Genomic DNA, 18,730 nt, shown 5'->3' on the forward strand with positions numbered 1-18,730 from the left:
AGACCCGGACGGGCGTCGGCGCCGTCCGGGCCGTTATTCTCATTCTCCAACCCCTGGAAAGGGGTTGCCGTATCGCACTAACAAAGCTGGCTGATCAGCCCCACGTAATACTGGGCGATTCTTAAGGCATCGACGATATCGACCGTTCCGTTGCAGTTCGCGTCCGCGGCCTGCAGATTGAAATTGGAGGGTTCGAGTCCCACGTAGTACTGGGCCACGAGAAGCGCGTCCACAATGTCGATCCCGCCGCTCGAATTGACGTCGCCGATAGTGACGGCAGGCGGGTTGGTCACTGTCGGGGGATTCGTCACCGTCGGCGGGTTGGTCGCAGGGGGATTCGTCACTGTGGGCGGGTTGGTAACGGTGGGTGGCGAGGTCGACCCGCCTCCCGGTTCAACGCCGTAGAGGAGTGTGTTCCCGTCATAGACCGGTATCCGTTCCGTTTTCACTTCCGAACTCGACGACAGACCATCGTAGGAGAAATCGTTCGAAGGATCCCAGAAACTCGTATTATTGGGCGCCGCTATTCTCACCTGAATCTCTGCCGCGTACTCCGACTGGCCGCCGGGATAAATGCTCGTTCCGTCGCTGAAGGCGACCTGGACGTAATAGATGTCGCCGCTGTACTGATTGAGTGTAATCGTCGCCGGAAACTCGACGTAATTCGTGGTCAGGGTGACGTCGCTCGTCGAATATCCCGCGGCAAAAACCTCGGAAAGGTCGATGAAATACCTGAAGCGGAGATCCTTGATCAACCGTGCCGGCCATCCGGATCTGTTGTTGCAAAGCGCCTTGATTTCAGTGAAATTGGTTCCCTGCGCGTTGATCCTTGCCTCGACAAAGAACTCGTCGTCCTTTGTTTCCGCCGGGGGATTGAAGGATGCAGATCCGGCGCTTCCCAGCCGCAGAAGACTTGCCACGAGTCCCGCGTTATAATCGCAGGCTACTTCATTACAGACATAATCGCTTATTGAATCGTTATAGCTTCCGCCCTGATCTGGTCCCCCGACCAGCGCGCCGTAGAGGGTGTGCCGGTGATTCGGCGGGACGTTCTGGCTGTCGGCCCATGAACCGTGGGCGGTTCTGTGGTGAGGATGCTGCGGTGCGTTCGATCCTAATCCGACGACATAGCTGCCGTTTCGTTCGTTCGAGCCGAGGCAGTAATCGATCTGTTTTTTTGCCCATGAGGAATATGAGGTGGCCTTCGAAGAATCGGCGCCGCTCCAGTCGGCGTAGACAAACGCGACAAAAGCCGCCGCCGACGCGTATCGGAGACATCCCCATGAATCGAGCCATGAAAGTCCGCCGGGTGTTTTCCCTTTTGCGCCGGCCACCCACCAGTCGAGGTGCTGGTGGACAAAATCCTTGTATACCTGTTTTCCCGTTATTTTAGCAAGCATGAGCATGCCGCCGTAGTGAGAATCGTCCCAGCAATGGCCCCACTGGTATTCGACGTCGTCAGACTGGCCCTGCCTGTTCAATTCATCGACAAGCGCTTCCGCGTTGGAAAGGTACGTGGATGAGTTTGTCGCGAGGTACAGCCAGATGGCAGCCCACATGATTTCGTCGATCGGGCCGCTGTGGGACTGATAATACCCGCTTGCGGCGGTATAATTAGAGTCGCTTCTGTCCGAGTTCGCCCGTGAATAAAGCGATTGCGCCTTGCTGAGGTATGTACTGTTGCCGTAGAGTATGTTTCCGATCGCCAGGGCCGCGGCGGTCTGTGCCATCACGGCGGAAAGGCCGCTCGAAGCAGAAGCCGCCGGTCTGTTTCCGGCCTGTGTTTCCTTGTGGATCACTTCAACGGGACCCCACCACGCATGATCCGCGCCGCCGTCGCCAATCTGATAAATATAGGTGCTTCCGTTCCAGCATGCGGCCAGGTAATCGAGCACAAACTTGAGGTTGTTGTTGAGATCGGTATTTGATCCGTATTCATAGGCGCCCCATCCGAGTACCGAGGCGGTATATGCCATAGGCAGGTTGAATTTTACATGATCACCGGCATCGTACCATCCGCCCTGAACGGCATCATCCAGGGTGGCGTCCCCGCGCCATTCGACACGATTCCATGATGGAAGCGGTCCGGCCTGCTGGCATTCATAGAAATAGATAGCTTTCGCAAGGGCTTCATTATAGTTCTGCGCGAATGCCTCCGCGGCTATTAATCCCACGACAAGGACGATTATCCAGACTTTCATTTTAGTCATTTTCTCCTCCTCACTTTATTTGTGTTTAAATTTATAACTGTTTCTTCCTTATTAGTGTAAGGATTATATACGCATTTTATTACCTTGCAGGTTACAGAAGACATCACATTCAGATATGTCACCACTTCTTCCTTTTATTTATATTTATCCGGTGATACCAGTATTTTTTATGTCGAACTACATTCTTCTATATATAAGGTAACATTTATTCCCCATGATTCAATAAGCCGCTTCACTGAAAAAAAAATAGGGTTTTCGACTATATTTGCTATAGGCCAATAGTCCTCTTATGGTGATGGATTTCCCGGTGTATCCTTGATGGATCGATTTGATCTATTATGGTTTTACATGGGAAAAGCGATATCCTGAAAGAGACGGTGCTACGATTAAGGTGAAAATGAATGGCAACAGAGCCTGTCCGTCGCGTGCCTCGGATTGACAGCGGGGTATTTCTGTGGTAATCTATGACGGAATATTATAAAAAATAAAAGGCAGGTCGGAATGAAAATAAAAATAAACTTTTTTATTCTGTTTTTCATGACCGTTTTTTTACTGTCTCCCCTGTATCCGGCACCCGATGCCGTCAAGGAAGGCGAACACCTCGTTACCTCGAACGCAACGACATTCTTTGACGACCGCTATGGCGATTCGTATATCAATTGCCAGGCCTTCATTCAGGACGCAATCATCACCTATAACGGATGGCAGTATGTCTCTTACTATAATTCCAACAGGTATGTGACGGTTTCGCGCCGCGAACTGCCGTCGGGACCGTGGGAGCATTGCGTGCTTTCGGATTACCGGGAGACGGCAGACGATAACCACAATGCGATTTCGATGGGTATTTCCCCTTCGGACGGAAGAATCCACCTTTCATTCGATCATCATAACAGTACGCTTCATTACAGAAAATCGGTAAGCGGGCTGATAACGAATCCCCGGTCGTTTGAGTGGGCCGCCCGGCAATTCGGATCTGTTGAGAATAGTCTCGGTTCGGGAACCGTGACGAACTTCACTTATCCCTGTTTTGTCACAGCACCTGATGGCACCCTCCTCTTTTACGGTAGAATCGGTTCAAGCGGCGACGGGGACAATTATATCTGGCGTTACAATACCAATGGTTCATGGGCAAGCCTTGGCATGTTCATCGACGGGGTGGACGAGAACGCGTACCATCACGGTGTGATGTACGACAACAATAACAGGCTTCACATGACGTGGTGCTGGAGGGCGACAAGCGACGGGAACACGAACCACGACCTCATGTATGCCTACTCGGACGATCACGGCGCGACATGGAAAAACAATGGGGGAAGCGTGGTCGGGACGACGGGAAGCAATCCGGTCAGTCCGTCCAGGGACTGCAGGGTCTGGACAATCGGCCAGCGGACCGGTCTGATCAATTCGGAGGGAATGATTATCGACGCGCAGGGCAGGGTGCATGTTCTTTCTCGTGAAGATGTCAACGGCACGAACCGCCAGATGCATTACTACCGGGATACCGGCGGAACGTGGCACAGGATCGATACGGGGATTCCCACCAAAGTGTGGGACAACCGTTCAAAGATCGCATACGATGCGGACGGAAACGTGTACGGCATCCTCCCTCATGTTCAGATCGCGGGCGCATCGGTCTCATCGAACTATACGGACTGGAGGATTATCGACAACGCGGATGACGGAAGGTTTTTCCATTCGGAACCCCTCATCGACTACTTTGCCCTTCGCGCATCGAATGAACTGAATGTGTTCGTGCAGGCGGGGACAACGGGGAGCACATCGTCGAATATGTATACCCTCACATACCGGCTTAGCTCATCGGGGTCCGTTCAGACACCCGAGCCCGGTAATACGGGCGATGTAAACTCAAACGGCACGATCGACATCGTCGACGCACTCCTTGTCGCCCAATATTACGTGGGGCTTGCTCCGGCAAATTTTAATCAAAACCGGGCGGATGCGAACTGTAACGGTACAATCGATATCGTCGATGCATTGGTGATCGCCCAATACTATGTGGGGCTGATCGACCGGTTTTGCTAAACCTGAAAAGAATCGGGTTTCTTCCGGGAGACGGTAAAAACAGTTATATATTTCAGATTTTCCGAAGAAAAAATGGCGACGCGGATTATATAATTCGGTCCGCTTTTAAATGAGGATAAAGAGAAATCCAATATTTCCGGTTATTCTGATTTTAAAAATTGGGGCAACAAAATAAATATCGAGACTGATACCGGTTGTTGACATCTCCGATATAAACAGACAAAGAGGGAAATTCACCGCTAACCAGATAAAAATTATAAAATAATAATACAGAACCCGATTATTACATCCAGCCGTTGAAATACCAGAGTGGAATTATTTGCAGTATTTTTATATATTTTTATATGAGGCATATGATGAGAACATTGGTTTTGTGCATCATTATTTTAGTATGTCTTCTTCTAACCGGCTGTTTCTACAGACCTGTCGAGTATTGCGAACTCGATTCCTACAGAAAAATAATCATGACCGGGGAAACGGAAAGGCTTCATGCGGTAACCGACATCAAATCAGAAACGCTTTTCTGGGAATCGAGTGATGAAACCGTTATAACCGCCGATGCCGAAGGCAACCTTTTTGGAGTCTCCCCCGGTAATGCGGTCGTGACGGTCTCGACGGCTGCGGGGCATGAAAAAGAGTGTTTCGTGACCGTTGTCGCCGAGATTCCAGAAAATCTCATTCTTTTCATCGGTGACGGAATGGGTTTCGAACAGATAAAGGCAGCGGGAATGTATAAAAACGGAAGCGAAGGTACGCTTTCATTCGAGTCCCTCGATTTTGCGAACACAATGACGACGTATTCGGCCAGCAGCCGTGTTACCGATTCTGCGGCTTCCGCCACTGCCATGGCAACCGGCAGAAAGGTAACCAATGGCGTCATCAGTATGGCCATACCGGGAAAAAGAAATGATCTGGAATCGATAGTCGAGACACTTTCGGCTTTAGGTAAGAAAACAGGTCTCGTTACGACTTGCTTTATCACGCACGCAACGCCTGCCGGTTTCGGCGCCCATACCGATTCGCGGTTTAATGTCCGTGAAATTGCCGCCGATTACCTGTCCGGCTCGCGGCCGAATATACTGTTCGGCGGCGGAGAAAACGGTCTTTCGCCGGTCGAAAGCGAGGCGGCGGGGTACCATACGGTAACCGATAAGGCGGGATTTATTGGACTTGTTCAGGATTCTTTTGACTATTATTCGGCGCAATTCGGAACATATCATCTTCCCTATATGTATGACGATCCGGATACGTATCCTCAGCTGTCGATGATGACGGAGAAGGCACTGGAACTGCTTGAGACAAGTCCGAACGGTTTTTTTCTCATGATTGAAGGCGGGCGTATCGATCAGGCGGGACACGATAACGATATAGCCAGGAATATCTTTGAAGTGATCGAGTTTGAAGATGCCATTGACTCGGCACTTGCCTGGATGTCCGGAAGGGATGACACGGTTATCATCGTGACGGCGGACCATGAAACAGGGGGGCTGAAAGTATTGGCGAACAATGGACCGGGAGTACTGCCCGATGTTTCATGGTCCACAGATTACCATACATCGAAAGAGGTTCCCGTTTTATGCACGGGGTCTGAGGAAAATATCATTTTTGGTGAGTTTGACAATACACATATTCATGATCTGATTGCCGATTTTTATAAATAGCCGGGTACGTATTGGTTTTGAATAATATCAGCGGCACGGCATGCGGAAGATGCTGTTTTTCCGGATTCATGGAACCCGGCGGCAGGATAAACCCGGACTTCTCCCGAACAAAATCGATAACCTATAAACACGTTGTTTACAGTAACAACTTTTTGTAATATCTCCGTATCGAGTATCCCATTCACAATATACAGGAGCAACACGGCTATAGAAAAAAACTGTTCGTGAAAAGACCGGGTCGGTTTTACCGCCTCTCTCATATCACTAAGAGAGTAACCATTGCATCAGAAACCCATTTCCTCCATTGCTTCCGTTACTGCCGGATCCGCGGAATAACCCATTATTTTGTTGTAGGATTTTTCAAGAACGTCTTCCACATTTTCCATTTGAGTAATAAGGTTTTTCAATTCGGCGGGTGGTTCCGGTCCTGCCAGTTCAGGGTATTTGTCGGGAATACTTTCAAGCAGGGGGCTGATTCTTTTCATTTCTTTTGTGTAGGTTTTCAACGCTGCCGCAACGGCCTTGGCATCGTTCGCTTTTTCAATATCCGTTGCGAACTTGTTATGGGCGCCTATGTAATCGTTGATTATTTTCTTAACATCTCCGTACTTGCCGCTGTCTCCCGCGCATCCGGCAAGAAGGATACATACGACGACGAGAGAAAGAAGTATGATTTTTTTCATATAAACCTCCAAATCAGTATGTCTTGTCATTAATGTAGGGGAAGTTTAGCCGTTTTGCAAGAAAAAGTGTAGTCATTTTGAGGATATTTTTAAAAAAAATATCATTTGATACGAAACAAAAATATTTTGGCTTGCATGAGCGGCGTGTCCGCGCAAGAGGTCGAGCGTACTTGGAGCAATCCGGAATCGCCGTCAATCGATCAGGCGTTTCTGCAGCCTCCACACCGCGAGAAAGGAAAACGCGACGCTAAAGAGGATTATATATATCCAGTCAAGCAGAAGATTCGCAGAATAGGTGTTGAGACAGAAAGACCGCACGATCCTTGTCGCGTGGGTAAGCGGCAGAAATTCCGCTATGATTTGTGCGGCATACGGAAGGTTTTGAAGGGGGAAAACGATTCCCGAAAAAAAGAACATCGGGGTAAGCAGCCCGGTAAAATAAAAATTGAAGTGGTTGATGGTCTTTATAAACGAGGTAATGAAAAGCGAAAAAGAGGCGAACATCACACCGACAAAAAATCCGCCGAAAGGGGCGAGGAGGGCGGCAGGAAAAACGGGGAAGGTTCCCCCGCTGAACAGTGTTATGACGATGAGAACCGCACTCGAGAAAAAGAGGCTTTTTGTCGCGCAGAAGAGGATTTCCCCCAGGAGGAGATCCTTGCAGTCTATCGATGCGGCAAGCATCCCGTCGTATACCTTCTCGAATTCCATACGGATAAATGTCCCGAAGGTCGTTTCGAACGCGGCGGTATACATGGCGGGCGGGATGATGATACCGGATGCGAGAAACTGGAAATAGGGGAGGCCCTGCATGTTGTCGATATACAGGCCCAGACCCACGCCGATGGCAAGCAGGAAAAAAAGCGGTTCCAGAAACGGAGGCAGGCCGTTGCTTAAAAGATGGCGGGTGTAGACACGGAAATGTCTGTACCAGACGCTGAAGCACCGTGCGGGGAATGACGGGACGTTGATATTAATGTCATGATGGTGCGCCATATAATCGGTCTTATTCATTCAATCCCCTCCCGGTAATTTTCAGAAACACGTCTTCAAGATTGGATTGTCTGAGGTAGAACGAACCCTGTTTGTATGCGGAGGAAATTTCTTCAAGACGGCCCAGATTCTCCGAATAGAGAAGGATTCTGCTTGCCGTTTTTTCCATGCGGACGGGAATGGTTTCCGAGGTTTTTTTCCCCCGGTCCGTCTCTTCATGATCGGTATCATAGATTTCCAGCACATATGGTTCGATATTGTTCCTGATAAGGGTCGACGGACTCCCTTCGAGTATCTTTTCTCCCAGGTTCATGATGATAAGCCGGTCGCATAATTGAAATGCCTCTTCCATGTAATGGGTGGTGAGCAGGATCGTGACGCCTTCCTTTTTAAGAATTCGAAGTTTGTCCCAGATGATATGACGGACCTGGGGGTCGAGGCCGGTGGTCGGTTCGTCGAGAATGAGAATTTTCGGGTTGTTGAGCAGCGCCCTTGCGATGATCAGCCGTCTTTTCATTCCCCCGGACAGCTCGTCGATGGCCGCTTTCCTTTTCACCGACAATTCCATGAAATCGAGAAGCCCGTCGATCCTTTTCCCCGCCTCTTTCCTGTTCATGCCGTAAAATTTCGAATAAATGAAGAGATTCTGTTCGACGTTCAGTTCGTCGTCGAGGTTGTTTTCCTGGGGCACGATGCCGGAGATGTATTTGATTTTCAATTCGTCCATTGCCGGATCGAAACCGAATATGCTTATTTTCCCTTCGGGTCCGGGGTCGCGTCCGGCTTTTCCGTAGAGCATCTTCATCATCGTCGTCTTTCCCGCGCCGTTCGGGCCGAGCAGGCCGAAGCAGGTCGACTTCGGCACCTCGAAACCGATTGATTTGACGGCAATGAGGGAATGATATGTTTTCGTCACATTTTCAATGCCGATAGCGATGTCACTCATATGGTATTGCGTATCCTTGCCCCGGGGCCGTTTGTCGCCGGCCGTATGTTCGAATGATGAACGATGTTATCTTGAAAGTGGAACGTGAGTCAAGAAGAAACGGGGATGTACGGAAATGGGGAAAACAATGAATGAGCCGGTATCAAGCGGTATCATTTAATCCTGATGAAAGCAGGGAACATGTGCATGTGTATTTCCCTGAGGATATATATCGAAAGATAAAGCTCCTTCATGCGGATTTAAATTGTTATAGCATCGCGCAGCTTTTGAGGGGATTGTTGGAGTTGTTTTTAGTGCTGGTGAAGAGATATGGAAAAAAGTTTTTCAGAAATTGAAAAAAATATTCAGCCATTGGAATAGAGAGGAGGAAAGCCTGCGTCGAAATCATCGAAGGAATTTACGACAATTATATAGGATAATTCAGCATCTATCGGGTCGAGATAGATTGATTTCCACATATTCGAGTCATTATTCACCATTTTGGATACTTCGACTCTAAAATCACATATACCACCCACTCCACATATCCCATAAAACCATCCCGGCTGCACTACAGAGGATAATTATGTCCGTATCGTCGAATACAACCGCATATAAAAACCGTCTGAACTTAACACATTTAAAACGTTTCAAAAACATTGATATCATCGATACAGTAGCCGAAAGATGACTGCAGTGAAAAATGGCGAATAATTCGCGGCTTAAGGTCATTTTTTATAACACTGCGGCGATAACGATAATCAAGAAAGATATTATCTTGACATTTTTGCTGTGACAGGTAACCACGGGGACATAGAGAAAACCATGACATGATCAACAGGCAATATATTGAATTTACCGTAACGATATACAGTGAATTCCTCTATGGTAAAAAAGACATAATTACTATTTACGGGGAGGGCAAGTTGTTTTAAAATGGATAAAAAAAGGAGTAAGCATATGAAAAATACGTACTTATTGACTTTTTTAGTCTTTTTGTGCTGTTGTTGTCTTGCGTCCGGACTCTTTGCCCAGGCGGTCGGCGATACGAACAATGATGCGGCGATTAATATCATCGATGCGCTGCTCGTGGCCCAGTTCTATGTGGGTCTGGGGCCTCAGGGGTTTTACGAATCCGCAGCCGACGTGAATGACAGCGGCAGCATCGATATTGTCGACGCCCTGATGATCGCACGGCGCTATGTCGGGATTATCGACAGCTTCCCGGCCGAAAAATGGGTACGGTATCAGGTTGCCGCTGAGCAGACGGATATCGTTGCCGTGACCGGTTCGGGAGGAACATCGGTAACCGTCACCTTCACCTTCAATCACGGGGGGTACCGGGTCGTCGAGTGGGGAGAGACTGTTCAAAGCGGAAGCGTCTTCAAGGCCGATTGCGACGTCGAGATGTGGACGGGAATGAGTACTCAGGCCATGACGACAACGGCGAATACCTATTCCCTCGGCGCCCTCGATCCGGGAGATTATTCCTTCACGCTGATGTGTTGGGGGGAAGAGGTGGAAACCCTCCGGTTTCGCTGTGACAATGCGACACCGTATCAACGGCCGGTGAATCTGGAAGCGGTCAATTCTGTCGAACAGCTTGACGGTGCCGCCGAAGATATGTTGTTGACGAATGGTTTTGTCGTCCTCGGTTCCAGGGGATACGACAGGCTGTCGAGTCTCTATTTCTCGCTTTTCAGACTCAATACCGATGTCCCGGTCTTGATCACCACCGACGCCCTCCTTCATATATTTCATATGGTGTATGACAACCTTCTGAAGACAATGGAAAAAACCGCCCTGCTTCCGAAGATGGAGCAGCTGATCGGCCTTATGACAACGGAAATCGCATCGGAATATGGACGGCTCGAGGAAAGCCCCTTTTTATCCGAAGCCGCGCGGCGGCTCTGGGTCTGTTTCGCCGTTGCCGGGGCGCTTATAAAAGGAGAGACATCGATCACCGGAAACGGGACGGAAGCGATACGGGAAGATGCGAATCTCTATCTGCAGAAGATATACGATCACACCCTCACCGAATATTATCCGGGAGATGATTACACGATGTACGAACCACGCGGCCATTACACGGAAGACCCCGAACTCGAACACTACTTCCGGGCCGTCAAATGGCTCGGCAGGCGTATTTTCAGGGTATATGATCCGGTAAATGTAAGCGATTCCGAGTATGAATGCGCGGGTGCGGCGATCATGGGATTTCTCCTCATGAATGTGAAAAACGGCGCCCATCCCCTCTGGGAAGAACTGTATACACTGACATCGCTTCTGGTCGATGCCGCTGACAGTATTACCCCGGTCATGGTCGACGATGCCATGCGGCACTGCTTCGGGGACGAGTACGCGACGCAGAAATACATGCTTTTGGAACGGCATGAAAATCTTGCCGCGCTCAGGGACGAGCTTTTGAGCGACCGGTACCCCGAATCGGAAATTATTCCGGTGCCGCTTCTCAATCCCGGAGACCTGCCGAAGAAATATGTCCAGTTTATGGGCGAACGCTATGTAATCGACGGTGAGGCGATGCAGCGAACCTGTTTCCCGGATGTCGCGGACAGGCCGCTACCCGGCGGCCTCGACGTCGCCGCCGCGGTCTTGAACTCCCCCGCGGCTTACGAGGAAATGGAAGGTGAAATGATCTCGTATCCGGGTTTGAAGGAAGCGATAGATACCCTGATCGAAGAGTTTGCCGTGATACCGGAAGAAAAATGGATGAGGAGCACCTACAACGCCTGGCTGTATACACTGCGGTCGCTTTCGGCGACCCCCGGGGGCGCCGCGCCGGAATGCATGAAGACATCCCTCTGGCAGCGTGAAAAACTCAATACCCAGATGGCTTCATGGACGCAACTCAGGCATGACAATATCCTCTACGCGAAACAGACGATGATTCCCTCTCCCTGGAACGAAGGAAGGGGCCTCGTCGAACCGTATCCCGATTTCTATCTGCGGTTGAGCCGCATGTGCAGGAGCCTCGTCTCCGTAATGGATGCCTTCGAAATCGACCTCCAGGTACACAGAACGCGCCTTCAGACTCTTGCGGGCTGGGGGGATAGTTTCTCGGGCTATGCGGAGAAAATTATCGCGGGAACGCCATTGTCTGCGGATGAACAGAACAGAATAAAACGGTGGGGACTCGACCTGCTTTCTTTCTTCAGTTCTTCCGACCTTCCCGAGGACGATCCCGCGCTTGTGGCGGATGTCGCCTCGAGTTCCATCACCGGCGGTGTTCTCCATGAGGGTGTCGGTAACATCAATCCGATTATCGTCATCTATACCGATCCCGAAGATTCGGTAAGCCGAGCCGCTTTGGGTTATGTCCTGAGTCATTATGAGTTCATCGAAGAAGACTGGAACAGACTCAATGATGAAGAGTGGGTGCGGCGTCTTGAAGAAGATCCTCCGGCCAGGCCGCCATGGACCGCCGGATTTATCGCAAAGTAGGCGTTAAAGCGCTTCATTTTTACGGCAAAAGGTAAAAAGGCCGGAAATTTTTCAAACCGATAAATTTCCGGCTTTTTTTAAACCGATTTACTAAACCGGTTTAAAAAAAAGCTTGACAGCAGGTAAGACCGGTGGTAAAATGGAAAAAAACATGCAAAACGAAAAAATGGAGGAAAGGTATGAAAAAACCATGTAAAACATTTTATCTGGTTGCGGCAATCCTCTTGATCGCGGGAATTGCCCAGCTCGATGCGCAGGGATTTTCAATAAGCGGCAGGAATATTCTGGACGGAAACGGGAATACCTTCAAGATAAGGGGTATCGCCCACGCACACTGCTGGTATACGGACAGGACGAATCAGGCCCTGGCGGACATCAAGGCGGTCGGCGGGAACTGCGTCAGGGTCGTCTGCTCGAACGGCCGTGAGGGATGGACACGGACAACGGCAAGCGATCTCACCAATATCATCAATACCTGCAAGTCGAACAAGCTTATCGCGATGCTCGAGCTTCACGATACGACCGGCTATGGCGAAAACTCAAGCGCGATCACCCTCTCCGCTGCGGCAAGCTACTGGAACGGCGTAAAAAGCGCGCTGCAGGGCCAGGAAGCCTACGTCCTTGTCAATATAGGAAACGAACCCTACGGAAACAACAACGCGAGCAACTGGGTGAACGATACGAAAGGCGCGATCCAGAGCATGAGAAACAATGGATTTACCCATACGCTCGTCGTCGACGCCCCCAACTGGGGACAGGACTGGGAGTTCAATATGAGAAACAATGCCCAGTCCATATTCGATTCCGATTCGAGAAAGAACACGATACTGTCCGTTCATATGTACGGGGTTTTCGACACGGCATCTGAAGTACGGGACTATATCGATCAATTCAGGAGCAAGAACCTCCCCCTTATTGTCGGAGAGTTCGGACATAACCACTCGGACGGGAACCCGGACGAAGCGACGATCATGTCCTATACGCAGTCCCAGGGAGTCGGCTGGATAGCGTGGTCGTGGTGCGGAAACTCGGGCGGCGTCGAATACCTCGATCTTGTAAACAGCTGGAACAGAAGCAGCCCCACGGACTGGGGAAGGACGATTTTTACCGGTTCGAACGGTCTCAGCTCCACCTCGAGCGAGTGTTCAATTTTCAGCGGAACGTCCACCTCGCCGCCGACCGTGACGAATCCGCCGACCGTCACCAACCCGCCGGCGGGAAACCGGGGGGATGTGAACGGCGACGGTAACATCAATATCGTCGACGCCCTCCTTGTGGCGCAGTATTCGGTCGGCCTGAACCCGTCGAACTTCAATGTGAACAACGCCGATACCAACTGTGACAATAACATCACGATCGTCGACGCCCTTCTTATCGCGCAATACGCGGTGGGACTTGTCGACCGGTTCTGTTGATACGGCAGATAATTGCAGATAATATGGAAAGCAGTCTGAACGGGCTGCTTTCTTTTTTTTCGCCTTTTATTACCGCGCGGGAAAAGGAATCGTTTTTTCCCGCATTAATAGACTGATGTCGTCGTCATCGGATTATTTTTTCTTTTATATATACATAACTCAGTTTCGTCGCTGTCTGCGGTAAAACCGCAATGAATGGTAACGGCGATTCCTGTGCAACTCATTTTTCTTGAATTTTTGCTCAATTATGGTTATACTATAACCATATTGGGAAAACTGAACCGTAAGTAATATAGATCAAAGAAAAAAAGGGGTACCCATAATGAATATACAAAAACGTATCGTCACCGTGTTAATGACCGTTGCCTTTATTTTATTATTTTCCGGCTGCAATCTCTTTATCGAGATGTTCGAAGGCATGAGGGACCCTGCCGACGACACACCCCCGGTCCCGGCCAGGATCGGCATATTTTACCGGGAAGTCCCGATTCTCAATGGCCTTGACAGCTTTGATTTCGGAAGCATCGCCGCCGGTGACGGCAAATATATCGAGTTTACCATTCGGAATCTGGGGGAAACGCGGCTCGTCCTCGAAGGGCAGCCGCTTATCGTCAATACTTCAGGAGAAAATTTTTCACTTCAGACAAATGCCGCGCTCGCGATTGAAGCGGGAGAGGAAACGGCATTTACCATATATTTTACGTCGGAAGGCGATGACGCCGGAGAGTACAGGGCGTCCGTTACGATAAAAAGCAATGACAGTATCCGGAATCCGTTTACATTTTATATAACGGGAAGCATCGTACAATCACATCCGGCGGAACCCGATATCGATGTGTATTATCAGAATATCAATATAAAACCCGGAGACACCTCCGTGGATCTGGGAACGGTACGGATCGATCAAATCCGGCAATATGTTTTCCATATGACCAATATGGGGGATGCCGAGTTCACCCTTTCCGGGATCGAAATAACCGGAGACGGATTTGAGTTGCTTCCCTACGAAATCGAATCGATCGCCGTTTCGGATAGCGTCAATTTCAAGGTCTCCTTCACGTCTTCCGAAAGCGGAAGCCATTCCGGTACCATCCTGATCGACAGTAAAGACCCGTATGATTATCTTTTCGGTTTCAATGTCATGGTCCTGGTCGAATAGATCGCGGAGAGTTCCCGAACCATCGAATAGCGTGCATGAAAACAAGACGTATACCCGCATCATTTCTCCATATCTTGACAGGATGAGGTTTTTCTGATACAATCAGCTATCACGTTTCAGGAAAAAGGGCGTCATTTTTTAATGAAAAAAGGCTTTTTCTATCATTTTACTTCCTTTATATATATCGTTATCGCTGTTATATGCACCCTTGTTCTTTCATGCCGCCATCCGGGAGATGAAATCCCCGCCATCGACACAACCCCACGGGCTTCACTGGCATTTGCCAATTACATCGATCCTTTTATTGTCGAAGGGAAACCCTTCAGGCTATGCCTTTCCGTGGATCTATATTATTCCCGGCTGAAATCCTTTGATATTATCGTTTCCTATGATGAAACGATGATGCTGCCGATTGAAAATGGTGTTGAATCGGGCAATGAAAACCTCTCCATCACCGTCGATACCGTCACTCCGGGAATGCTGCGCATTCAGGGCAATCATGAAACATGGTTTGAAAGCGGTGAGGATATCGGGTTACTGATCGCCGGCTGGGATGCGACCGCGCAGGGTGAGACCGATATTTCCGCCGAAATCGTCGGTCTTGCGGCGCCGGACGGTTCGGCGATCGAATCAGAAAAAACGATACATTTCACCATCGACGTAGATGAGTCCGTTTCTTACCCCCTCACCGGGCGCGTCCTCGACAGTATCGGGGGTGCACCGGTCGGCGGTGCCAGTGTCGAGGTTTCGGGGACGGGTCTCGAAACAACGACGGACAGCGACGGGTTCTTCCGGTTCGAAAATATCGTTATCGGGGTCTATGATATCGTGGCCACGAAAGAAGGACGGGCCGGAAGCAGGCTTCAGGAGGTGTATGTCGACGGCGATGATATCGACGTCGAGATCGTCCAGTGCGAGTACAATTACCTGATCGGCTCGGTCACCCCCCCCTCCATTGAAGTGAGCGGGGTCGATCACGGCGGGGAATATACCGGGCTCGTTCCCGTCGACATCCGCGTTATCGAGGGCTCGAGCCCGGTCTTCGCGACCGAGTTTCACCGAAGCATTTATTTAAAAATAGGGACTACCTCAATGAGTTATTACGAAGTTGCCGAAAGCCCCACCGACACACTCTACTACCGGTGGAATACCCAGACGCTGCCCGCGGGGCCGGTCGTTTTAAAGGCGGTTGCCTATGACACGAACAACAACAGAGCGGAAATCAATATTCCCCTTTCAATTACAACGAATAACGGCGTTGTCCCGGAAATGTCCCCGTATGAGGATTTTTACAATATTACTGCGACGACCTACGGCAAGAGTATGGTTATAACGAGGTCGCCGGGGCTTTCGGCAATCATCGGCGGGGCCGCGTATCCGGCCACGCGAGCGCCGGAAGACACCTCGATTATCGTCGAGTTCTCCGTTCAGAAGTATTACCATGGCATTGTGATATATAAATCAGCAGCGGAGGAAGGGCCTTACGCGCTTGCCGGCCAGACAACCTATACCGATTCCTTCTTTTACAAGTTTGCCGATTATTCACCCGCCCTCATGCCGGATATGACCGTTTATTACAAACTCGCGTATTTCAACCAGTATGGGATGGGGCCCCCGACGGACGCCATTTCAGTCAGGATTCTGCCGGCATACCACATTTCCCTTGCCGGCCCGCCGAACAACGCGATCATTACCGAAATTACTCCCACACTGACATGGGAAAGCGAACCTGTTATCGAGGGGGCTCGCCGGACGGACTGGATTGTCGTCACCAATGTGCTGGATGCCACGATTGTGGCCTACAGTTTTATCGATGACGGTCTGGAATATACGTTACCCGCTCTGCAGTATAATAACAAATATGAATGGGATGTCAGGAGTCTGTATGAATACAACAACGCCCCGCCCAGGGCGAATGTGTTGTCCCGTTCCTTTCCCGGGGGAAAAGGATTTACGGATCTGTCTCTGAACGGGTCCTTTTATTTTACGGTCGTGCAGCCGGAAGAGTGAGAAGAAGATGAAGCGATTATGGACCTTTTTGACAATATTATGGTCACTCTCCTTTCTTTTTTCCTGTTCGATTGAAAGCGAACGGACAGCATGGCCCGTGACGTTGATCGAAGAAGAAACGAACGGGGAGTATGTCGAGGGGGAGGTGATCGTCACTATCGATGAATCAGTCGCCTGCGGCGATATCGATGTCCTTGTCCCGGGCAACCGCGTGAAAACCGTCACCCCGAAAGGGTCGTCACAGCGCATGCTGTTGTATCGGCTTTTCGACAGGGATGAGTGCGACACCGTGATAATCGCACTCATGTCGAGCGGACTTGTCAATTACGCGGAGAAGAACGCAGTGTATTCACTCTGTGAATATGTTCCCGACGATCCCTATTACTCGACCTGCCAGTATTCACCGCAGATTACCGGCTGCGAAGAAGCCTGGGAGGCCGTCCAGTCACCGGGAGGCGGGATCATCGTTGCCGTACTGGATACGGGAATCAATGGCGAACATGAGGAGCTCGAAGGAAGGGTGATCGCCGGAAGAAACGTGTTGACCGGGGAAGATATCCCGGAAGGGACGAACAGCGACGACAACGGCCACGGTTCCCATGTCGCGGGCATCATCGGCGCAAAAGGCGATAACGGAAAGGGAATCGCGGGTGTCGCATGGGACTGTTCCCTCATGCCGGTCAAGATATTCGGTAATGATATACAGACCACGACAGCCCATATCGCCGAAGCCATTGTCTGGGCCGTCGATCACGGCGCCCGGGTCATCAGTATGAGTTTCGTGGGAATGCTGTATTCGATGGCGGTCAACGACGCGGTCAATTACGCGTTGAACAGGGACGTCGTGCTGGTCGCGGCCATGGGAAACGACGGGAGGGCAAAAATCGAGTACCCGGGCGCGCATCCGGGGGTGATTGCCGTGGGTGCGACGAACGGAAGGGATCAGGTCGCCTATTTTTCCACGCGGGGAAACCATATCAGTGTTGCGGCGCCGGGGGAAAGCATCTATTCCCTGAAAAACACCTCGAACACCGAATATGTATTCGGAAGCGGAACGTCGATGGCCACACCCTTTGTTACGGGAGTCGCCGCGTTGCTTTTATCGGCCCGGCCGGAACTCACCCCGGTAGAATTACGTTCGATTATCGAAGACAGTGCGGTCCCGCTGGGACCCGACGAGTTCAGTCCGGCATACGGCTACGGCAGGGTGAGTGTTTATAATGCCCTTAACCTCGATGCCCGGAACAATTACGGGACGGTCACCGTCAATGTTACGAACAGGGACGAACCGGTCGGAGGGATTAAGGTCCTCCTGGAAGATACTGCGGACAACACGATCGTACAGGCGGGGATTACCAGCTATGGCGGAATCGAAGGCGTCTTGAACGGCCAGATTGTTTTCAATCATATACACCCGGGTGATTACCGGGTAAGGGTTCAGGCAGGTATTCACAAAGAAACCTTTATCTCAATCACACCCAAAAGCCGGGAACAGACCGCATCCTTTGCGTTCGACACTCCCATGGTGCTGGTCGTCAACGCGATAAAGGTCGCAGACGCGTCGCTTTTGACGGCGGAGGCTTTGTATGCGGAACGACTCACCTCGATGGGAAAAGCCTTCACCCTCTGGAAAACCGCCTATCACGGACCGCCGCCGAAATCCCTCATCGACGCCTATGACCTTTTGATCTGGTTTACGGGCAACACACAGAACAACCCGTCAAAACAGATCGAGATTCTCACCGAATACGAGATAACGCTGCTTGAAGAGTATTGCGATAAGGGCGGCAGGCTTTACCTTTCCGGCAATAACATCGCGCAGCACCTGAAGCGATTCGATCCGGATTTTTTAGCCGGTTACCTGCACGCCGAATACCTCACTTCACCCCTCTCGCACGACGAACTTTTGGGGCGGGGGCTTCTCGACGGTATGGATTTTTTCATCTCCATGGCGGACGACGATCAGATCGATATCCTCGATGGGGCGACCGGTATTCTCGACTCGAGCGACGAGCCCGATGAAAACCACTGGGCGGGCCTGAGCTGGGATTCTGGATACCGACTCATATTCACCACCCCGTATCCGAACCAGATCAACAGCTCTTTTCACGAGGAGTTTTTCAACAGGGTCCTCACATGGCTGGAAAGCGACGGATAACCATGAAGGAG

11 protein-coding genes are annotated in these 18,730 nt (G+C 50.5%); 7 read left to right on the plus strand and 4 right to left on the minus strand.

What is annotated here, in order from left to right; translation table 11 throughout:
* Window positions 1-77: 77 nt before the first annotated feature.
* A complete protein-coding gene (locus JW881_20645) occupies window positions 78-2,210 on the minus strand; it encodes a glycoside hydrolase family 9 protein (GenBank protein MBN1699930.1) in 2,133 nt (710 codons plus the stop codon).
* Window positions 2,211-2,711: 501 nt separating this feature from the next.
* On the opposite strand from JW881_20645, the gene JW881_20650 reads away from it, so the two are divergent.
* Together JW881_20650 and JW881_20655 are read left to right on the plus strand one after the other, a co-directional pair.
* Window positions 2,712-4,253 carry a BNR-4 repeat-containing protein gene (locus JW881_20650; GenBank protein ID MBN1699931.1) on the plus strand — a complete coding sequence of 514 codons (1,542 nt, stop codon included), beginning with the start codon at window positions 2,712-2,714 and terminating at the stop codon, window positions 4,251-4,253.
* Window positions 4,254-4,606: 353 nt separating this feature from the next.
* The gene (locus tag JW881_20655; protein MBN1699932.1) at window positions 4,607-5,914 is read left to right on the plus strand and encodes an alkaline phosphatase; all 1,308 of its coding nucleotides are present in this window, start codon (window positions 4,607-4,609) and stop codon (window positions 5,912-5,914) included.
* Between the two features lie 284 nt (window positions 5,915-6,198).
* Here the strand turns inward: JW881_20655 and JW881_20660 are convergent, their stop codons facing one another.
* The 3 genes from JW881_20660 to JW881_20670 form a co-directional block, all read right to left on the minus strand.
* Window positions 6,199-6,597 carry a hypothetical protein gene (locus JW881_20660; protein ID MBN1699933.1) on the minus strand — a complete coding sequence of 133 codons (399 nt, stop codon included), beginning with the start codon at window positions 6,595-6,597 and terminating at the stop codon, window positions 6,199-6,201.
* A gap of 192 nt (window positions 6,598-6,789) precedes the next feature.
* Window positions 6,790-7,611 (minus strand): ABC transporter permease, encoded by an 822-nt coding sequence (locus JW881_20665; protein MBN1699934.1) that lies wholly within the window; start codon window positions 7,609-7,611, stop codon window positions 6,790-6,792.
* Window positions 7,604-8,536, minus strand: a complete 933-nt coding sequence (locus tag JW881_20670) for an ATP-binding cassette domain-containing protein (GenBank protein ID MBN1699935.1) — start codon at window positions 8,534-8,536, stop codon at window positions 7,604-7,606. Before JW881_20670 ends, JW881_20665 begins: the two co-directional genes overlap by 8 nt.
* A gap of 939 nt (window positions 8,537-9,475) precedes the next feature.
* On the opposite strand from JW881_20670, the gene JW881_20675 reads away from it, so the two are divergent.
* The 5 genes from JW881_20675 to JW881_20695 all read left to right on the plus strand — a co-directional run bounded on the left by JW881_20675 (window position 9,476) and on the right by JW881_20695 (window position 18,719).
* A complete protein-coding gene (locus JW881_20675) occupies window positions 9,476-11,977 on the plus strand; it encodes a DUF3160 domain-containing protein (protein ID MBN1699936.1) in 2,502 nt (833 codons plus the stop codon).
* Window positions 11,978-12,156: 179 nt separating this feature from the next.
* Entirely contained in the window at window positions 12,157-13,392 is a 1,236-nt protein-coding gene (locus tag JW881_20680) for a cellulase family glycosylhydrolase (GenBank protein MBN1699937.1), read from the plus strand.
* A gap of 322 nt (window positions 13,393-13,714) precedes the next feature.
* Complete coding sequence (locus JW881_20685) at window positions 13,715-14,551, plus strand: choice-of-anchor D domain-containing protein (GenBank protein MBN1699938.1); 837 nt, start codon at window positions 13,715-13,717, stop codon at window positions 14,549-14,551.
* A gap of 141 nt (window positions 14,552-14,692) precedes the next feature.
* The gene (locus JW881_20690; protein MBN1699939.1) at window positions 14,693-16,561 is read left to right on the plus strand and encodes a carboxypeptidase regulatory-like domain-containing protein; all 1,869 of its coding nucleotides are present in this window, start codon (window positions 14,693-14,695) and stop codon (window positions 16,559-16,561) included.
* A gap of 7 nt (window positions 16,562-16,568) precedes the next feature.
* Window positions 16,569-18,719 carry a peptidase S8 gene (locus JW881_20695; GenBank protein ID MBN1699940.1) on the plus strand — a complete coding sequence of 717 codons (2,151 nt, stop codon included), beginning with the start codon at window positions 16,569-16,571 and terminating at the stop codon, window positions 18,717-18,719.
* Window positions 18,720-18,730 lie beyond the last annotated feature (11 nt).

This window comes from Spirochaetales bacterium (genome assembly GCA_016930085.1).
In the GTDB taxonomy this organism is placed as follows: domain Bacteria; phylum Spirochaetota; class Spirochaetia; order SZUA-6; family JAFGRV01; genus JAFGHO01.

Excerpts from the sequence above, each read along its gene's own strand:
- JW881_20645 (MBN1699930.1), bottom strand. The coding sequence starts at position 2,210 with ATGACTAAAATGAAAGTCTGGATAATCGTCCTTGTCGTGGGATTAATA.
- JW881_20665 (MBN1699934.1), bottom strand. The coding sequence starts at position 7,611 with ATGAATAAGACCGATTATATGGCGCACCATCATGACATTAATATCAAC.
- JW881_20650 (MBN1699931.1), top strand. The coding sequence starts at position 2,712 with ATGAAAATAAAAATAAACTTTTTTATTCTGTTTTTCATGACCGTTTTT.
- JW881_20660 (MBN1699933.1), bottom strand. The coding sequence starts at position 6,597 with ATGAAAAAAATCATACTTCTTTCTCTCGTCGTCGTATGTATCCTTCTT.
- JW881_20680 (MBN1699937.1), top strand. The coding sequence starts at position 12,157 with ATGAAAAAACCATGTAAAACATTTTATCTGGTTGCGGCAATCCTCTTG.
- JW881_20655 (MBN1699932.1), top strand. The coding sequence starts at position 4,607 with ATGATGAGAACATTGGTTTTGTGCATCATTATTTTAGTATGTCTTCTT.
- JW881_20695 (MBN1699940.1), top strand. The coding sequence starts at position 16,569 with ATGAAGCGATTATGGACCTTTTTGACAATATTATGGTCACTCTCCTTT.
- JW881_20685 (MBN1699938.1), top strand. The coding sequence starts at position 13,715 with ATGAATATACAAAAACGTATCGTCACCGTGTTAATGACCGTTGCCTTT.
- JW881_20690 (MBN1699939.1), top strand. The coding sequence starts at position 14,693 with ATGAAAAAAGGCTTTTTCTATCATTTTACTTCCTTTATATATATCGTT.
- JW881_20675 (MBN1699936.1), top strand. The coding sequence starts at position 9,476 with ATGAAAAATACGTACTTATTGACTTTTTTAGTCTTTTTGTGCTGTTGT.
- JW881_20670 (MBN1699935.1), bottom strand. The coding sequence starts at position 8,536 with ATGAGTGACATCGCTATCGGCATTGAAAATGTGACGAAAACATATCAT.